This window comes from Streptomyces sp. AHA2 (assembly GCF_036857595.1).
In the GTDB taxonomy this organism is placed as follows: Bacteria; Actinomycetota; Actinomycetes; order Streptomycetales; family Streptomycetaceae; genus Streptomyces.
This window is the reverse complement of the sequence record NZ_JAUQWJ010000001.1, coordinates 377,253-391,938: the sequence shown is the minus strand read 5'-3', so window position 1 is coordinate 391,938 and position 14,686 is coordinate 377,253. Positions and strand designations below refer to the sequence as shown.

Here is a 14,686-nt window from a genome sequence, read left to right as displayed (position 1 = left end):
CCCACTCCGACACCGTCCCCGCCGCCGGACACCTCGGCGGAGGGGGTGAGGGAGGGCAGCGAGGGAGGGCTCACCGGCTGCACCGCGCTCACCCGGGACCCGCACGCCGAGGACCTGTTCGCGTACATCGAGCTGCACGTCGAGCAGGGTCCCCGTATGGAACGGGCCGGCCTCGGCCTCGCGCCGGTGACCGGCATCGCCGGTGTGGGCCGCTACGGCGTCACCGTCCGGGGACAGGCCGGTCACGCCGGGACCACGCCGTTCGAGATGCGGCAGGACCCCGGCCGCGTGGCGTCCCGCGTCGCGGCCGAGCTGAGGTGCATCTGCCAGGAGGCCGGCCCGGCTTCCGTCGGCAACGCCGGCGTCATCGTCCTCGACCCGGCCGCCGACAACATGGTCCCGGGGCCGCCCGGTGGAGCTGGAGGTCCGGGCGGGGAGGGAGGAGGCGCTGGACGCCGTCGAGCGGGCCCTGACCGACTTCCTGGTCCTGGTGGCCGCCGAGGAGGAGTGCACCGCACGGATCGAGCGCACCAGCGCCAAGCCCGCAGCGGTCTTCGACGAGCGCGCCCTCGGCGGGGTGGAGGAGATGTGCCGCGGGCGCACCGACAGGTGCGCACCCCTGTTGTCGTAGACACGACGCCTCGGTGATCTCGGCACGGATCCCGGCCGCCATGCTGTTCGTGCCCTCCACCGGCGGCTTCTCGCACTCCGACCGGGAGCACACCGCCGACGAGCACCTGGTGCTCGGTGCCCGGCCGCTCCTCGACCCGGTGGTCCGCACGGGCGAGGTGATGCCGCCGCACCTGCTGTCCCGGCCGCTGATCGTCGCCCGACGCCGTCGGAGGGGCCCGTGGACGAGGGCCCCTCTCGTAGGGCCGGTTACGGGTACGTGTACGTGTTGAGGGTGTCGACGGCCGCGGCGGGGTTGCCGCGGTCGTAGTGGTCCACGGCGAGGAAGTTGGGCTTCTTGCGGGCCGCCGGGCGGCAGAACCGCTGGGCTCGGTCGGCGAGTTTGCCGTTGTCCGTCGCCGCGGTGCCGGTGAGCGGGACGTCGCGGAAGTGGTTCATCACGAACAGCGGGCGGAACGCGGGCTCCGTGCGGGTCAGCGGGATGTTCGTGTCGGCGCCGTACCAGCGGCTGTAGCAGGACCAGTCGGAGGAGCCGGCGCCCGGGCCCATGGACCAGTGGTTCTCCACGGTCCACTCCTGCTGGTACATCACGCCGAAGCTGTCCCGGAACAGACCGCCCGCCTGGTCGGACGAGCGGGTGCGGTCGGTGAAGATGAGCAACCGGTCGTTGGCCGCGGTCAGTCGGGCCATGGTGGGCCAGCCGTTCTGCCGGACGCCGGTGAGGTCGGGCCGGTACAGCACGTCCGGCAGGCCCTTGACGCGGGCGAGTTCGGCGCGCAGCACGGCCGGGTCGACGCGGTCCTCGAGGAAGACGGTCACGAACTGGTCGGGGTGGGCGGCGAGGAAGTCGACCATGCGCTGGAGGTCGACCCACAGGGCGACGGGCCTGCTGACGAGGGTGCAGCTGTTGTGGCAGAGAATGGCACCGTCGCGGGTCTGGTGGATGTCCAGCATGAAGCCGCGTACCCCGTCGGCCAGCTGCCGTTCGATGCCCCGGGTCTGGTTGGGCACCAGGTTGACGAAGGGTGGGGCGAAGCCGCCGTCGACCCCGTTGGCGTAGGCGTTGTGCGTGGTGAGGAACGTGACCTGGTCCAGGGTGCGCCGGTCCTGCGGCGGCATGGGCGAGGTGACGGGGTCGACGGGCGTCAGGTACCAGTCGGCGAGGTCGCCCGTGCCGCCCAGGGCGAGGCGGGCGGGGTAGGTGGACCCCGCGGGCCTGGGGGCGACGGTGAGGTGGCGCGCGGTGCCGGGCGCCTTGAGGTTGTACCGGTCGGCGCCGGACGGCGTGATCTCCCAGGCGGCGTCCCCGCTCGCGCAGGCGACGGTGGCGGCCAGGTCGCCGCTGCGGCCCAGGCAGCTGCCCGGCGCGTCGGTGTTCTCCAGGAGGTACGAGGATCCGTCCGGCTTCAGCCGCCACTGCTGGCGGTCCTCGTTGCCGCGGGGTCTGTGCTGCTCGACGGCCCCGCCGGTGTCGGCGGCGTTGAGCCCGGTCGTGGCGCTCTGGACGTAATAGGTGCCCGGGGCGGGCACGGCGGCGGCAGCGGACTGCGGGGCCACGACCGCGGTCGCGAGCGCCGCGGTCGTGGCCAGCAGGAGGTGGGGGGTGCGTGGGCGCATGCGGGATGCCCTTCGTCCGACGGACTGGTCAGGAGCATGACACCCCGCATGACACCACGCCCTGGGGCCCGGCGTCAGCAGTAGAGGTTGCCGCCGGGGGTCGTCCCGAGGATCTGCGTGAAGCGCTGATAGTTGTTCACGCGGCTCTGGACCTGCGCCGGGTTCTTGCCGTCGCACTCCAGGGAGCCGTTGATGCTGCGGATCGTCTGGCCGAAACCGGACCCGTTCACCATGGCGTTGTGCGGCGTCATGCTGCCGGGACCGGTCTGGGTGTTCCAGTACCACAGGGCCGTCTTCCAGGCGACGGCCGAGTCGTTCTGCACCAGCCAGGGGTTGTTGAGGAGGTCGATGCCGAGCGCGTCGCCCGCCGCCTTGTAGTTGAAGTTCCAGCTCAGCTGGATCGGGCCGCGCCCGTAGTAGGCGGCCTGCCCCGCCGGGCAGCCGTACGGCCGGCTCCAGTCGCAGTAGTGCGGGTAGTTGGCGGTGTTCTGCTCCACCACGTGCACCAGACCGCCGGTCTCGTGGCTGACGTTGGCGAGGAAGGCGGCGGCCTCCTGCTTCTTCACCGTGTCGCTTCCGGTGTTGGCGAAGCCGGGGTAGGCGCTCAGCGCCGCGGTCAGGCCGCTGTAGCTGTAGAACGAATTCCGGTTGGGGAACATCTGGTTGAACTGCGCCTCCGTCACGACGAAGCGCGCGTCGGGCGTGCCGGTCCCGCCGTCACAGGCGTACGGCTCCCAGTACCAGGTGCTGATGACCGGGTCGTAGCCCGGGTTGGCGTGCTCGGCGATGTACGCCTTGCCGTCGGTGTAGCGGACGATGTCACCGGCGTTGTACGCCTTGCCGGCCACCCAGTTGGGGTAGCTGGAGCACGAGGCGGCGGCGGCGTTCGTGGCCGGGAGCAGCACCGGGGCGGTGCCGGCGAGGGCGAGGGCGGCCAGGACGGCGGAGACACGGCGTCTCGACACGGGATCAACTCCTTTGTGCGGCACGGCCGCACCCCGGTGGGGCAGGACGCAGCGGCCCGCACCGCACGCACCGGCGGACCGGACACGGCGTGGGGGCGGCCGTGGTGGGGGGCTGTGGAGGCACACTCAACCGCGTTGGTCTGTACCAGTCAAGGGTGTAGACCAGTCAGGTACAGACCAGCTGCGCGCCGACGGTTCGGCCGCAGCTCTCCCGGCCAGCTCCGCGCCTGCCGCACGCACGGCACGCCCCCGGTCCGGCGCTTCGCGGGCACGGGCGCCGGAATCCTTCCATGACCACCACGACCCACCCCCTCGTCACCGCCGCGCAGCGGCTGGCTCGCGATCTGCCGGCCCCGCAGGCGGAGCGGGTCGACCAGGAGGGTGTGCCCGCGAGTCATCTCGAGTCGATCGGGAGGGCGGGCCTGCTGGGGGCGGGCACCCCGGCGGAGTACGGCGGGGCGGACGCGCACGTCGCCGTGGCGCGCCGCACCGTGGGGATCCCGGCCGGGGCGTGCTGCTCCACCCGGTTCGTGCAGACCAGCACCACACGCCCGTGAAGCTGCTCGCCGGACACGACGGGCCGGCCCGGGAGAGGCTGCTGCGTCCGCTGGCGAGCGGCGAGCTGATGGCCGGCATCGCGTACGCCCACGTGCGCGCCTTCCCCCGGGTGCCGGTCCGGGCCACCCCTGAGCGGGGCGGCCGGCGCTTCGACGGCAGGGTCCCCTGGTACACCGGGTGAGGCCTGAACCACGTGATGCTGCCGCCCGGGGTCACGGACTCGGCGGAGGTCGTGTTCGCCTTCGCCGACGCCCGGGAACAACCGGGCCTGGCACCCTCCGCGCCGATGCGGCTCGCCGCCCTTTCCGCCGCCCGTACGGTGTCCCTTGGCCTGGACGCCCTGTGGGTGCCGGAGACGTCCGTGGTCCGGCGCGTGCCGCAGGCCGAGTTCGCCGGGGCCGACCTGCCGCGGGCCGCCAACGCCGGTCCCGCCGTGTTCGGGGTGACGGACGCGGCCCTCGACCTGGTGGAGCGGAGCCCGAAGGGCGGGGCGCCGGCCCGGTCGCTGCGCGTCCGGCTCGACGAGGTGCGGCGGGAGGCCTACGCGCTGGCCGATCAGCCCGTCACGGCAACAAGCTCCCCAAGGAGCTGCGTCCCAAGGGCCGGCGCCTGTGGGTCAAGCCGGTCAACACCACCGGTCCCCGCCGACGAGGCCGGGCGCAGCGCCTGGCCCGTGAGGGAATGTTTCTGCTGGTCCAGGGCCAGACGGCCGACGCACGCCGGACGCATCTCGGTTCTCTGGCGTCCGGCTGGGGCCCGGCAGATCCCGACGGACCCGCCGGGCGACGGTCGTCGTCCGGCGGGTCCGTCGCGTCAGTCCTCGTCCGGGACGACCACGAGGAAGGCGTCCGACTCCAGGTCCATCACGACCGTGGCGGCCTCGCCCTCGGCGCGGCGGCGTGCCGCGCACTCCTCCGCCGGCCACGAACCACGGGGGGATCCCGCCGGGAACCGTTCCAACACCTTCGCACTGATGGCCGCAGTCACGTCCACTGCCCTCCCCAGTTCTGCGCCGCCCACCGGGGCCGCGTCGATCGGTCGCTGTCGTACACATCCGGTTGCCCCCGATCCGCCCGCACATGTACGCGCGTTCGAACTTCGCGCAACCCACGACCTCTACACATAAAGGGCGGATAAGGGCAAAACGGTGCTTACGTGGAGCTACCGCACGTCTCACCAGACGCGGTCGCCGAGTCTTCTGCTCGGTCTGTACTGCGCCGCGTCGCCGTGGATCGTCAACTACACGGCGAGCCAGCCGTCCGTCGCGACCCGCAATCTGATCATGGGGATCGCCATCGGGCTGCTGGCGCTCGGGTTCACCCGCGCTCCCGAGCGCATGTACGGCCTGAGCTGGGCCATGTGCGCCCTCGGGGTCTGGATGATCGTCTCGCCGTGGATCGTCGGCAGCGGTCCGGACGCCGGTGTCGTGTGGAACAACATCGTCATCGGCGCGCCGGCCGTGGTCCTGGGCCTGGTGTGCGCCGGCACGGCGGCGAAGGCCTCGCCGAGGCCGTAGCTGCGCGGGAGGGAGAGGGTCAACGGCGCACCGTGTACCGGTACGGCGTCGTCGTGGTCAGCGGGACGAACCCCAGGCGTGCCAGGATCGGCCGGCTCCGGTCGGAGGCGTCGACCTGGAGGTGACGGCAGCCGCGAGCCGCGGCGATCCGGGCGCGATGAGCCACCAGGGCCCGGTAGACGCCCCGGCCGCGCCAGCCCTCGACCGTGCCGCCGCCCCACAGCCCGGCGAAGCCCGTGCCGGGCGCGAACTCCAGGCGGGCGGCGCTCACCGCCTCGTCACCCGCCATCGCCACGAGAGCGACGACGCCGCCGGGATCGGCGGTGAGCCGGGCGAGCAACCGGTGGCGCAGCCAGGAGCCGTCCGAGCCGAACGCCTTTTCGTGGACGCCCGCCACGAGGTCCACGCCCGCAGCGTCGGTGACCTGCACGACACGGACGCCGTGGGGCGGTTCTGCGACGGAGGCGGGACCGTCGCTCTCGCCGACCATCAGCGTCTCCGCCGGTCCGGGCTCGAACCCGGCCGCACGCAGCCGCCGGCTCAGGTCGGCGGGGCCGTCGTGCCCGTACAGCTTCCATTCGAAGTCGGCGCCGAGGCCGCGGAAGCGCTCGATCTGCCCGGCGACGGCCGCATCGGCCCCGGCCTCGTCGAGGGCGGACCACACGACGCCGTTCCAGCCGACGGCACCGCCGACATGGCGGACGACGTCGCCCGAGCGTTCCACGTGGGCGCCGGGGCCCTCCGGCCGGGCCCCTTCCCGCACGTCGCGGTCGAACTCGGCGAGCAGCGCGACCCGGTGCTGGTGATCCATGGCCGTACTCCAGCAGCGGCCGGGCCGGGGCGCAACGTCTTTTCCCGTGCCGCGCCGCCCCCTGCCCTGCCCGCAGCGCGCCGCGCCGTCGTTTCCGTCCCGCTGTGTCCGCGCCGTAGGGTCTCGTCGATCACATCCGCACGCGAAGAGGGCTGCCCATGGTCGTGAAGGACACGGAACTGCCGTACCTGCGCCGCTGCGTGGAGCTCGCGGCCGAGGCGCTTCAGGCCGGGGACGAGCCCTTCGGTTCGGTGCTGGCCGGCGGGGACGGCACGGTGCTGGCGGAGGACCGCAACCGGGTGGCGGACGGCGACCGCACCCGGCACCCGGAGTTCGCGCTGGCGCGCTGGTCGGCGCAGCACATGACCCCCGCGGAACGGGCCGCGGCCACCGTCTACACGTCCGGGGAGCACTGCCCCATGTGCGCGGCCGCTCATGCCTGGGTCGGCCTGGGCCGGATCGTCTACGTCGCCTCGTCCGTACAACTCGCCTCGTGGCTGGAGGAGTTGGACGTCCCGGCGCCGCCGGTGCGGACACTCCCCGTCCATGACGTCGCACCCGGCGTGATCGTCGACGGACCGGTGCCGGAACTGGCTCAGGAGGTGCGGGCGCTGCACGTCCGCCTGCATCGCGGGCGCGAGTGAGCCACGGGCCGGTCCGGCGGGCGGTGGCCGCCCGGGATGCAGGGCCGGGGTGAAGCCGAGGGTGTCACGGAGGACGTCGGCGAGTTCGCCGAGCGGAAAGGCGTGTGAGCCGGGAGCCGGCCCCCGACCGGCAGGGGCCGACCCTCGCCCGGCAGGGGCCGGTGCCCGCCCAGCAGGGGCCGGTGCCCGCCGGCAGGGTTCAGAGCTGCGAACCGGGGCGGAAGCGCCGGCGCAGCACCACCCCGCCGGCCACCAGTGCCGCGCTCGCCGCGAGGGCCTGGAGGGTGTGGTCCGTGCCGGTGTGGGCCAGGGCTGCCCTGGCGTGGGGGACGGCGTGCGGGACCGGAGCGGGCGCGGGGAGCGTCCGCGGCCGGGTGGGCGGCTCGGGCTCCGGTTCCGGCTCGGCCGCCGGCGGCTGCTGCTGCCGAGGACGGTCGGGCCGGGCGGGCGGGTCGTCCGGGGTGTTCGAGGACGTGTTGCCGGTGGCGGGATTGCCGACGCCGACCACGTTCACGGAGTTGCCCGTGACGTTGACCGGCAGGTCGACGGGCAGCTGCACGCCGTTGCCGGAGATCACGCCCGGGGAGTCCTTCGCGACACTCTCGGCGGACGCGCCCTGCGGGCCGTGGGGCCCGCCGTCCGCGTTGGCGCAGGTGTTGCCCGCGGCCGGGTTGAGCAGCCCCACCACGTTCACGGTGTTGCCGCACGCGTTCACCGGGACGTGCACCGGGAGCTGGACGGTGTTGCCGGAGACCACCCCGGGCGATCCGGCTGCGGAGCCGTCCGCCCCGGCGCCTGCGTACGCGGGCACGGTCATGGCCATCGCGCCCGACGCGGCGGCGACGGCGATCATGCCGTTCCGGGTAACCCGTTTCATAGGCTGCCTGCCTTCCAGACATCGTCGTCGCGGGCACTCACCCGCACCGGGTAGAACGCCCGCCACCCGGTGCGAGTTATGGCTCATCGGCCTTTCACCCCATCGAGCGGCCGGGTTGTCGAACTAGCGGTAAAGCGCTTCGTATGCGGGGGTCCGTGGGCGCCGGACACGGGCCCGGGGCGGCCGGTGGCCGGCTGCCGGCCGCCGCTGCGCCGAATGCGGGACGCCATGGGCCCACTCGTGCGGAGGCGCGGGTTCCGGGGTGCGCTTATCGTGGGCGAGGGCGCCGTTCCCCGGTCCGCTGCGAAGCGTCCCGCGTCCCTGGAGGCATCCATGCTGGCGAAGCTGTCCACGCGCCCCCCGGTACCGCGCTGCGCGGTCACCGCGGCGGCCGGGCTCGCCCTGCTGGGCACCGCACTGCCGGCCGTCGACGAGCCGTCGCCCGGCCTGGCGCGCTTCTACGACCAGGAGGTCACCTGGTCCAGGTGCGAGGGCATGGAGATGCCCGAGGACCTCGAGTGCGGCAAGGTCACCGTCCCGCTCGACTACGCCCACCCCGGCGAGGGGACCCTCGACCTCGCCGTCGCCCGCTACCGGGCCACGGGTGACGCGCGCGGCTCGGTGCTGCTGAACTTCGGCGGCCCGGGCGGTCAGGGCGTGGCGCAACTGGGCATGGGCGGCAAGGACTTCATGGGCCTGACGGACCGCTACGACGTGGTCTCCTTCGATCCCCGCGGCGTCGGCCGCTCCTCACCGGTCAGCTGCGGAAACGCCCCCGACGCGCTGGCGGCGGCGGACGGGGCCGCCGACGGGGCCGACGCCGGTGCCGTGCTGGAGGAACTGCGCGCGGCGGCGGCCGAGTGCGCCGAGCACTCCGGCCCGGTCCTGCCCCACATCGGCACCGTGAACGCCGCCCGCGACCTCGACGTCATGCGCGACGCCCTCGGCGACGGCAAGCTGAACTACCTCGGCTTCTCCTACGGCAGCCGGCTCGGTGCCGTGTACGCGGCGGAGTTCCCCGGCAAGGTCGGCAGGATCGTGCTGGACGGCGTCGACACCCTGACCGAGCCGCTGGCCGAGCAGGGCCTGGTGAGCGCACAGGGACAGCAGACCGCCCTGGAGAACTTCCTCACCTGGTGCACGGAGGACATCGCCTGCCCCTTCGGCCGCAACCCACGGGAGGCCCGGGAGCGGGTCGTGCGCGTGGTGAAGGCGCTGGACAGGGACCCGGTGCCGACGGACTTCGGCGAGGCGTTCTCCGGGCAGGACTTCGCCGGCGCCCTCGGGCAGGGCCTGTACAGCCGCGAGCTGTGGCCCTCGCTGCAGCGGGCCCTGTCGCAACTGCTGGAGGACGGCGACACCCGGGGCCTGGAGGCCTTCCTGTCCGGCGGGTTCGCCCTCCCGCCGCGGCGGGCCGGGCACACCGGACTCACCGACCCGGAGGACGTCCCCATGGACAACCTCCCGGCGGCGCTGATGGCGGTCAACTGCGCCGACGACCCGGACCGCCCCGCCGCCGCCCAGGTGACCCGCGACCTCGACCGGCTGCGCACCCGCTACGAGGAGGCCTCCCCCGTCTTCGGCCGGTACCGGCTGACCCAGGTGCTGATGTGCTACGGCCGCCCCAAGGGCACCGACTACATCCGCGAGAAGGTGAAGGACGTCGACGGCCCGCGGATGCTGCTCGTCGGCACCCGGGGCGACCCGGCCACGCCGTACCGGTGGACGACGGAGACGGCCAAGCGGCTCGGCTCGTCGGCCGTGGTGCTGGACAACCGGGGCGAGGGCCACACCGGTTACGGCTCCTCCACGTGCGTGCAGCGCAAGGTCGACGCCTTCCTGCTCTACGGCACCCTGCCGCCGGACGGCAGTTCCTGCGGTTCCGACCACGACGCGGAATGAGACGGCGGGGCGGCAGGCCTCGAACCTTCGAACGCAGGCCCGTCGAACATGTGCAGCACCCCTCGACGACTGGCCGACGGACCGTCAAGAAGCGTGTGTAACCTAGGACTTGAGCCCACCGGACGCCCTCGCGACAGCTACCTTCGAGTAACCCGGTGAGACTGTGGCATATGCCGGAAGCACCACCGTATCGTGTGGTGCCAAATCCCTTACAGGCCGTCGCGGGCTGTGCAACAGTCGTAACGGTCCCTCCGTCCGCCTTGGCCGTCCCGTCCCCGCATCGGAGTGCGTCATGCCGTCCCACCTCTCCGCGGACCGCCCCGCCGCCCAGCCGCCCGGACGCGGCCCGGTCGACGCGCTCATATCGCAAGCGCGGCGGCTCAAGGGCGACGTGGACGCGGTGCGCCGGGACGCGGCGGGTGGCGAGGCGGACCACCCCCGGGGCCGCTGGCAGCGCGCGCTGTACGACCTGGCCCTGCACCAGCTCGACGACCTCGACGAGCACCTGGCCCAGCTGCGCGACGGCCCGCTGCCCACGGCGGCGGTCAGCGAGCCCGCGCCCCGGGGCTCGCTGCTCAGCCGGGTCGGCAGCGCCGAGTGGAACCTGCAGACGGACGAGGCCAGTTGGTCCGGGGAGCTGTACCGGATCCTGGGCCGCGACCCGGCCGCCGCCCCGCTCACCCTCGACGAACTGCCGTCGATCGTGCTCGAGGAGGACCGGCCGAGACTGACGGCGATGGTCACCGACTGCCTGGTCGACGCCCGCCCCATCGACGGCGAGTTCCGCATCTCCCGCCGGGACGGGGACGTCCGCACCGTGCACATGATGGGCGAACCGGTGCTCGCCACCGACGGCAGCACCGCCTCGATGTGGGCCGTGCTGCGCGACGTCAGTGAACTGCGCCGCAGTCAGCGGGCGGTGAGCGAGACCCGTGACTCGCTGCACCGCCGGCGGGAGGCCGCGCGCGGCGAGCACCGGCTCGCGGCCGAGCTGCAGGAGGCCGTGCTGCAGCCGTGGCGCGGCTCCCTGCGGCTCCCGCACCGGGTCCCCGGCGCGCTCGACCTCGCCGCCCGCCGCCTGCCGGCGTCCACGCACACACCGATCGGCGGCGACTGGTGCGACGCGCTCGAACTGGCCGGCGGAGAGACGCTGCTGAGCGTCGGCGACCTCACCGGTCAGGGCGTCGGCGTCACGTCCCACATGACCATGCTGCTCGGCGCCGTCCGGGGCATGGCCATGGCCGGGGCCGGGCCCGCGCAGGTGATGGCCTGGCTCGACCAGTTACTGGACGCCACCGTGCAACCCGCCCTCGGCAGCGCCGTGTGCTGCCGCTACCGGCCCGGGACGCGCACCCTGGTGTGGGCGCAGGCCGGGCACCCCGCCCCGCTGCTGTTCCGCGGCGGGACGGGGCGGGTGCTGGACGCACCGGACGGCGTCCTGCTCGGCGCCACCTCCGGACCGGTCTACGGGCAGGCCGAGGAGGCCCTGGAGGCAGGCGACCTGCTGCTCCTGTACACCGACGGGCTGGTGCCCGGGCACACCGGGAGGGCTGCCGCGAACCTCCTCCTCGGCTTGGCGCCACGCCTGGGCGGTGACCGCACCGCGGAGGACTGCGTGCGCACGGTCGTCGAGGAGTTCGGCACGCACGAGCGGGAGGACAACGCCTGTCTGCTCGCGGTGAAAATCACCGCTGAGTCGCGGAGTTGACGGACGGTCAGGCCGATGCGCGGCCGGCGGCCCCCTTGCCCTTGGTCTTCGGCAGGGCCAGCTTGATCTCCTCCCGCAGTTCCTGGATCTTCGGCGACCCCGAATACTGAGCCGTGAGCCGGTACATCTCGCGCAGCCTGTCCCAGGTGCGGTGCGAGGAGTTGGATCCCATCGACACCAGCGCCAGCCGGGCGTAGCGGTCGGCCTGCTCGGGGTCGTCCGCGATGAAGCAGGCGGAGGCCATCGACAGGTAGTCGAAGATCTTCGACCGCTGACGCCCGTCGACCCGCAGGGCGAGCGCCTTCTCCGCGTAGTGCTGGGCGTGCACGGCCGCTCCCGGCTCGAACTCGGCCAGCGTGCGGTAGGCCAGGGCCTGCATGCCGTACAGGTCCTCCTCCTTGAAGGTCTGCATCCAGTCCGGCGGCGGCACGTCGGCCTTGTCGGAGACGAACAGATCCTCCGCACGGCCCAGGGTGCGGCGCATGGCCTGGCCCTTGCCCATGGCGGCCTGCGCCCAGGCCTCGACGGTGTAGAGCATCGCCCGGGTGCGGGGCAGCACCTCGTCGCCCGAGCCGGAGGCGGCGAGCTTCATCAGGTCCAGGGCGTCGTCCGGCTTGCCCAGGTGCACCATCTGGCGGGCCGCGCGGGAGAGCGCCTCGCCCGCACGGGGCCGGTCCCCGCCCTCCCGGGCCGCGTGCGCGGCGATGACGAAGTACTTCTGCGCCGTGGGCTCCAGGCCGACGTCGTGGGACATCCAGCCGGCGAGGACGGCGAGGTTGGCGGCGACGCCCCACAGGCGCCGCTGGAGGTGGGGCGGATGGCGGTAGGCGAGCATGCCGCCCACCTCGTTGAGCTGGCCCACCACGGCCTTGCGCTGGAGCCCGCCGCCACGGGCGGCGTCCCAGGCGCGGAACACCTCGACGGAGCGCTCCAGTTCCTCGATCTCCTGCGACCCGATGGGGGCGGCCTCGTAGCGGTCGAACCCAGCGGGGTCGGCGTGCAGGGAGTGGTCGAGGCGGGGGGCGTCGGCCGTCAGGGCAGGGTCGGTGTGCAACCAGTCGTACATGGCGCTGCTGAGTGCGGATCCCGCGGCGAGCGCGGCGCCCGCGCCCACCAAGCCGCGTCGGTTGAGCATGAGGTCCATTCCCGTGAATTCGGTGAGGACCGCGGCGGTTCGCTCGGGCGCCCACGGCACACCGTCGGGAGACTCCGTGCTCCCGCCGCCCTGCCGTTTCCCCGTACGCCCGTGCCTGACCAGACCGAGGTCCTCGATGGTCACGACACGGCCGAGACGCTCGGTGAACAGAGCCGCCAGCACCCGCGGCACCGGATCGCGCGGGATCTCTCCCGTGTCGATCCACCGCCGCACCCGGGAGGTGTCGGTCGCCAGCTGGGGGTGGCCCATGGCCGCCGCCTGCCGGTTGACCAGCCTCGCGAGTTCGCCCTTGGACCAGCCGGCCAGGCCGAACAGGTCCGCGAGCCGGGTGTTGGGTTGTCCGCTCACGTCAAGCCCCCAGGTTCTCGGCTGAGTTGACAGTAGCCCGGCCGGAGTTGCCGGGCGACTATTCGCCAGGGTTCGCCAGGGTGCGCCAGATGGTGTGCCAGGGGCCATCCGGTGTCAGGTAGGAACGCGCCACCCCGACCCGGTCGCCGCAGGGGCATTCCCCAGGGTGATCCCGGGCTCCGGGCCGGGTGGTGCGCTGTCGTCGCAGGCACACGAAGGGATCTGTTCCGCCCATGTACGCAGCATCGTCCTCCGTGTCCGCACCGCCCCGGTCGCTGCACCCGCGTCCCGCGGACAACGGCCCCTACCTCGCCCCCGCGCGGCCGGCGAACCCCGTGCTCGGCGCGGGCAGAACCCGGCGCGGCGCGGTCCTCGGCACCCAACCGCTCAGCGGGAGACTCGACTTGTCCGGCCCCCAGGGCGCGCAGCTGCGCACGGCCATCGCGTCGGTGCACCGCATCTGCCCGGAGTTCAGTCCGGTGCAGGTGCTGCGCCGCAGCGGCCGGTCCGTGCTCCTGGTCGGTACGACCGGTCGCAGCTCCGCCGTCGCCAAGTGTTTACTGGACCACTCCCCCGCCTGGTCCGAGCGGATCCGCCACGAGATAGCGGCGTACCGCTCGTTCGTCCGGCACCGCCCTCCGGTGCGGGCGCCCAGGCTGATCGCGGCGGACCCGGACAACTGCACCCTGGTGATCGAGCGGATGCCCGGGCGGGTGGCGGCCCTCCAGCGGCACCCGGCCGAGGCGCCGCCGCGTGCGGACATCAGAGCGGCTCTCGGCGCGATCTGCCGGCTGAACGCCTGGCGGCCGCCGGCGGGCACCTTCGACGCCCCGCTGGACTACGCGGCCCGCATCGCGCGGTACCACGAGCTGGGCCTGCTCACCGACCGCGACCTGGGCGATCTGCAGAAACTGCTGCACGGCATCGCGCAGGCCGCGGGGCGGCAGGGCATGGGCCAGTTCTGCCACGGCGACGCGCTGCTGTCGAACCTCCTCCTGTCACCGGCCGGTCCAGTGCTGGTGGACTGGGAGCACGCGGGCTGGTACCTGCCGGGGTACGACCTGGCGACCCTGTGGTCGGTGCTCGGGGACGCACCGGTCGCCCGTCGTCAGATCAGCCAGATCGCGCAGTCGGCGGGCCCGGCGTCCAGGGACGCCTTCCTGGTGAACCTGATGCTCGTGCTGACCCGCGAGATCCGCACCTGTGAGACGGCCGTGCAGCGTTCCCTGCACGAGGCGTCCCCGGCGGCCCCGGGTACGGCCCACCAGGGTGCCGCGCCGTCCGGCGAGGAGCAGAGGCTGCTGCTGCGGCGGCTGCACGACGACTGCCAGCTGGCCCGGCGGGCCGTGCGCGCGGCGGTCGGTACTCGCTGACGGGGACGGAAGGGCCGCTGTGCGCCGGTCGGCGCGCAGCGGCCCTCTCGTGTGTGCGGGGCGTGCTCAGCCCTGCTGGAACAGCTCTGCCGGCAGCGGCTTGAGCAGCGCGTACAGGTCGTCCGTGATGGGACGGTCCCAGGCGGCGATGGTCACCAGGACGTTGTCGCTGCGGTCGAACTGGACGCAGGAGATCCGGCTCTCGGAGAGCTTCACGCGCCGGACGATCAGGAGGTTGTCGCCCTGCATCACCGGAACGTCCTCGGTGTCGACGACCGTGACCTCCTCGTCGTTCTCCAGCGCCAGCAGCAGCTGGGCCACCTCGAAGGGGACCTCGCCCTCGGGGACCTCGCGGGCCGGCGATCCCTCGGGCAGGTTGCCGATGATCATCGCGGGGCCGCGGCCGCCGAACAGGTCGTAGCGCAGGAAGACGCCCTGGCAGGTGCCGTCGGGCGCGGGGAGCAGTCCCGCACCGAGGTTGCCGGGCCAGTCGCCCGGGTCCATGGCCAGTACGTCGAAGTCGGGCCCGGCGGGCGTGGCGCTGCGGCGGCGGAGGAACGACATGTCGCCCATGGTACGTG

General features: G+C 73.4%; 14 protein-coding genes and 1 pseudogene. 8 read left to right on the top strand and 7 right to left on the bottom strand.

The features are described 5' to 3' along the window. Positions 1-412 precede the first annotated feature (412 nt). Together Q5694_RS01845 and Q5694_RS01840 are read left to right on the top strand one after the other, a co-directional pair. A complete protein-coding gene (locus Q5694_RS01845; protein ID WP_333930164.1) occupies positions 413-631 on the top strand; it encodes a hypothetical protein in 219 nt (72 codons plus the stop codon). Between the two features lie 13 nt (positions 632-644). Then, positions 645-902, top strand: coding sequence for a hypothetical protein (locus Q5694_RS01840; protein ID WP_333930163.1), 258 nt, complete (start codon positions 645-647; stop codon positions 900-902). Here Q5694_RS01840 and Q5694_RS01835 read toward each other — a convergent pair. Next, positions 880-2,247: a phospholipase gene (locus Q5694_RS01835; protein ID WP_333930162.1), complete on the bottom strand. Its 1,368-nt coding sequence runs from the start codon at positions 2,245-2,247 to the stop codon at positions 880-882. The two genes, Q5694_RS01840 and Q5694_RS01835, sit on opposite strands and share 23 nt — an antisense overlap. A gap of 74 nt (positions 2,248-2,321) precedes the next feature. Further along, entirely contained in the window at positions 2,322-3,212 is an 891-nt protein-coding gene (locus Q5694_RS01830) for a glycoside hydrolase family 19 protein (protein ID WP_333930161.1), read from the bottom strand. Between the two features lie 290 nt (positions 3,213-3,502). Here Q5694_RS01830 and Q5694_RS01825 point away from each other — a divergent pair. Then, a pseudogene (locus Q5694_RS01825) lies at positions 3,503-4,520 on the top strand (acyl-CoA dehydrogenase family protein); the annotation flags it as partial. A gap of 63 nt (positions 4,521-4,583) precedes the next feature. Here Q5694_RS01825 and Q5694_RS01820 read toward each other — a convergent pair. Further along, the gene (locus Q5694_RS01820; protein ID WP_443040807.1) at positions 4,584-4,757 is read right to left on the bottom strand and encodes a hypothetical protein; all 174 of its coding nucleotides are present in this window, start codon (positions 4,755-4,757) and stop codon (positions 4,584-4,586) included. Positions 4,758-4,917: 160 nt separating this feature from the next. On the opposite strand from Q5694_RS01820, the gene Q5694_RS01815 reads away from it, so the two are divergent. Beyond that, on the top strand, positions 4,918-5,286 hold the full coding sequence (locus Q5694_RS01815; protein ID WP_333930160.1) for an SPW repeat protein: 369 nt from the start codon (positions 4,918-4,920) through the stop codon (positions 5,284-5,286). A gap of 19 nt (positions 5,287-5,305) precedes the next feature. Here Q5694_RS01815 and Q5694_RS01810 read toward each other — a convergent pair whose 3' ends face one another. Beyond that, positions 5,306-6,097 carry a GNAT family N-acetyltransferase gene (locus Q5694_RS01810; RefSeq protein ID WP_333930159.1) on the bottom strand — a complete coding sequence of 264 codons (792 nt, stop codon included), beginning with the start codon at positions 6,095-6,097 and terminating at the stop codon, positions 5,306-5,308. Between the two features lie 158 nt (positions 6,098-6,255). Between Q5694_RS01810 and Q5694_RS01805 the strand changes: the two genes are divergently transcribed. Next, on the top strand, positions 6,256-6,741 hold the full coding sequence (locus Q5694_RS01805) for a nucleoside deaminase (RefSeq protein ID WP_333930158.1): 486 nt from the start codon (positions 6,256-6,258) through the stop codon (positions 6,739-6,741). A gap of 199 nt (positions 6,742-6,940) precedes the next feature. Here Q5694_RS01805 and Q5694_RS01800 read toward each other — a convergent pair whose 3' ends face one another. Further along, entirely contained in the window at positions 6,941-7,594 is a 654-nt protein-coding gene (locus Q5694_RS01800; RefSeq protein ID WP_333930157.1) for a chaplin, read from the bottom strand. Positions 7,595-7,951: 357 nt separating this feature from the next. Here Q5694_RS01800 and Q5694_RS01795 point away from each other — a divergent pair, with 357 nt between their 5' ends. Both Q5694_RS01795 and Q5694_RS01790 read left to right on the top strand, forming a co-directional pair. Beyond that, a complete protein-coding gene (locus Q5694_RS01795; protein WP_333930156.1) occupies positions 7,952-9,520 on the top strand; it encodes an alpha/beta hydrolase in 1,569 nt (522 codons plus the stop codon). 292 nt (positions 9,521-9,812) lie between these two features. Then, on the top strand, positions 9,813-11,228 hold the full coding sequence (locus Q5694_RS01790; RefSeq protein ID WP_333930155.1) for a PP2C family protein-serine/threonine phosphatase: 1,416 nt from the start codon (positions 9,813-9,815) through the stop codon (positions 11,226-11,228). A gap of 7 nt (positions 11,229-11,235) precedes the next feature. Here the strand turns inward: Q5694_RS01790 and Q5694_RS01785 are convergent, their stop codons facing one another. Then, positions 11,236-12,732, bottom strand: coding sequence for a DNA-binding protein NsdB (locus Q5694_RS01785; protein WP_333930154.1), 1,497 nt, complete (start codon positions 12,730-12,732; stop codon positions 11,236-11,238). Between the two features lie 233 nt (positions 12,733-12,965). Between Q5694_RS01785 and Q5694_RS01780 the strand changes: the two genes are divergently transcribed. After that, positions 12,966-14,105: an aminoglycoside phosphotransferase family protein gene (locus Q5694_RS01780; RefSeq protein ID WP_333930153.1), complete on the top strand. Its 1,140-nt coding sequence runs from the start codon at positions 12,966-12,968 to the stop codon at positions 14,103-14,105. Positions 14,106-14,171: 66 nt separating this feature from the next. Here Q5694_RS01780 and Q5694_RS01775 read toward each other — a convergent pair whose 3' ends face one another. Beyond that, positions 14,172-14,669, bottom strand: coding sequence for a hypothetical protein (locus Q5694_RS01775; RefSeq protein ID WP_333930152.1), 498 nt, complete (start codon positions 14,667-14,669; stop codon positions 14,172-14,174). Positions 14,670-14,686: the final 17 nt, after the last annotated feature.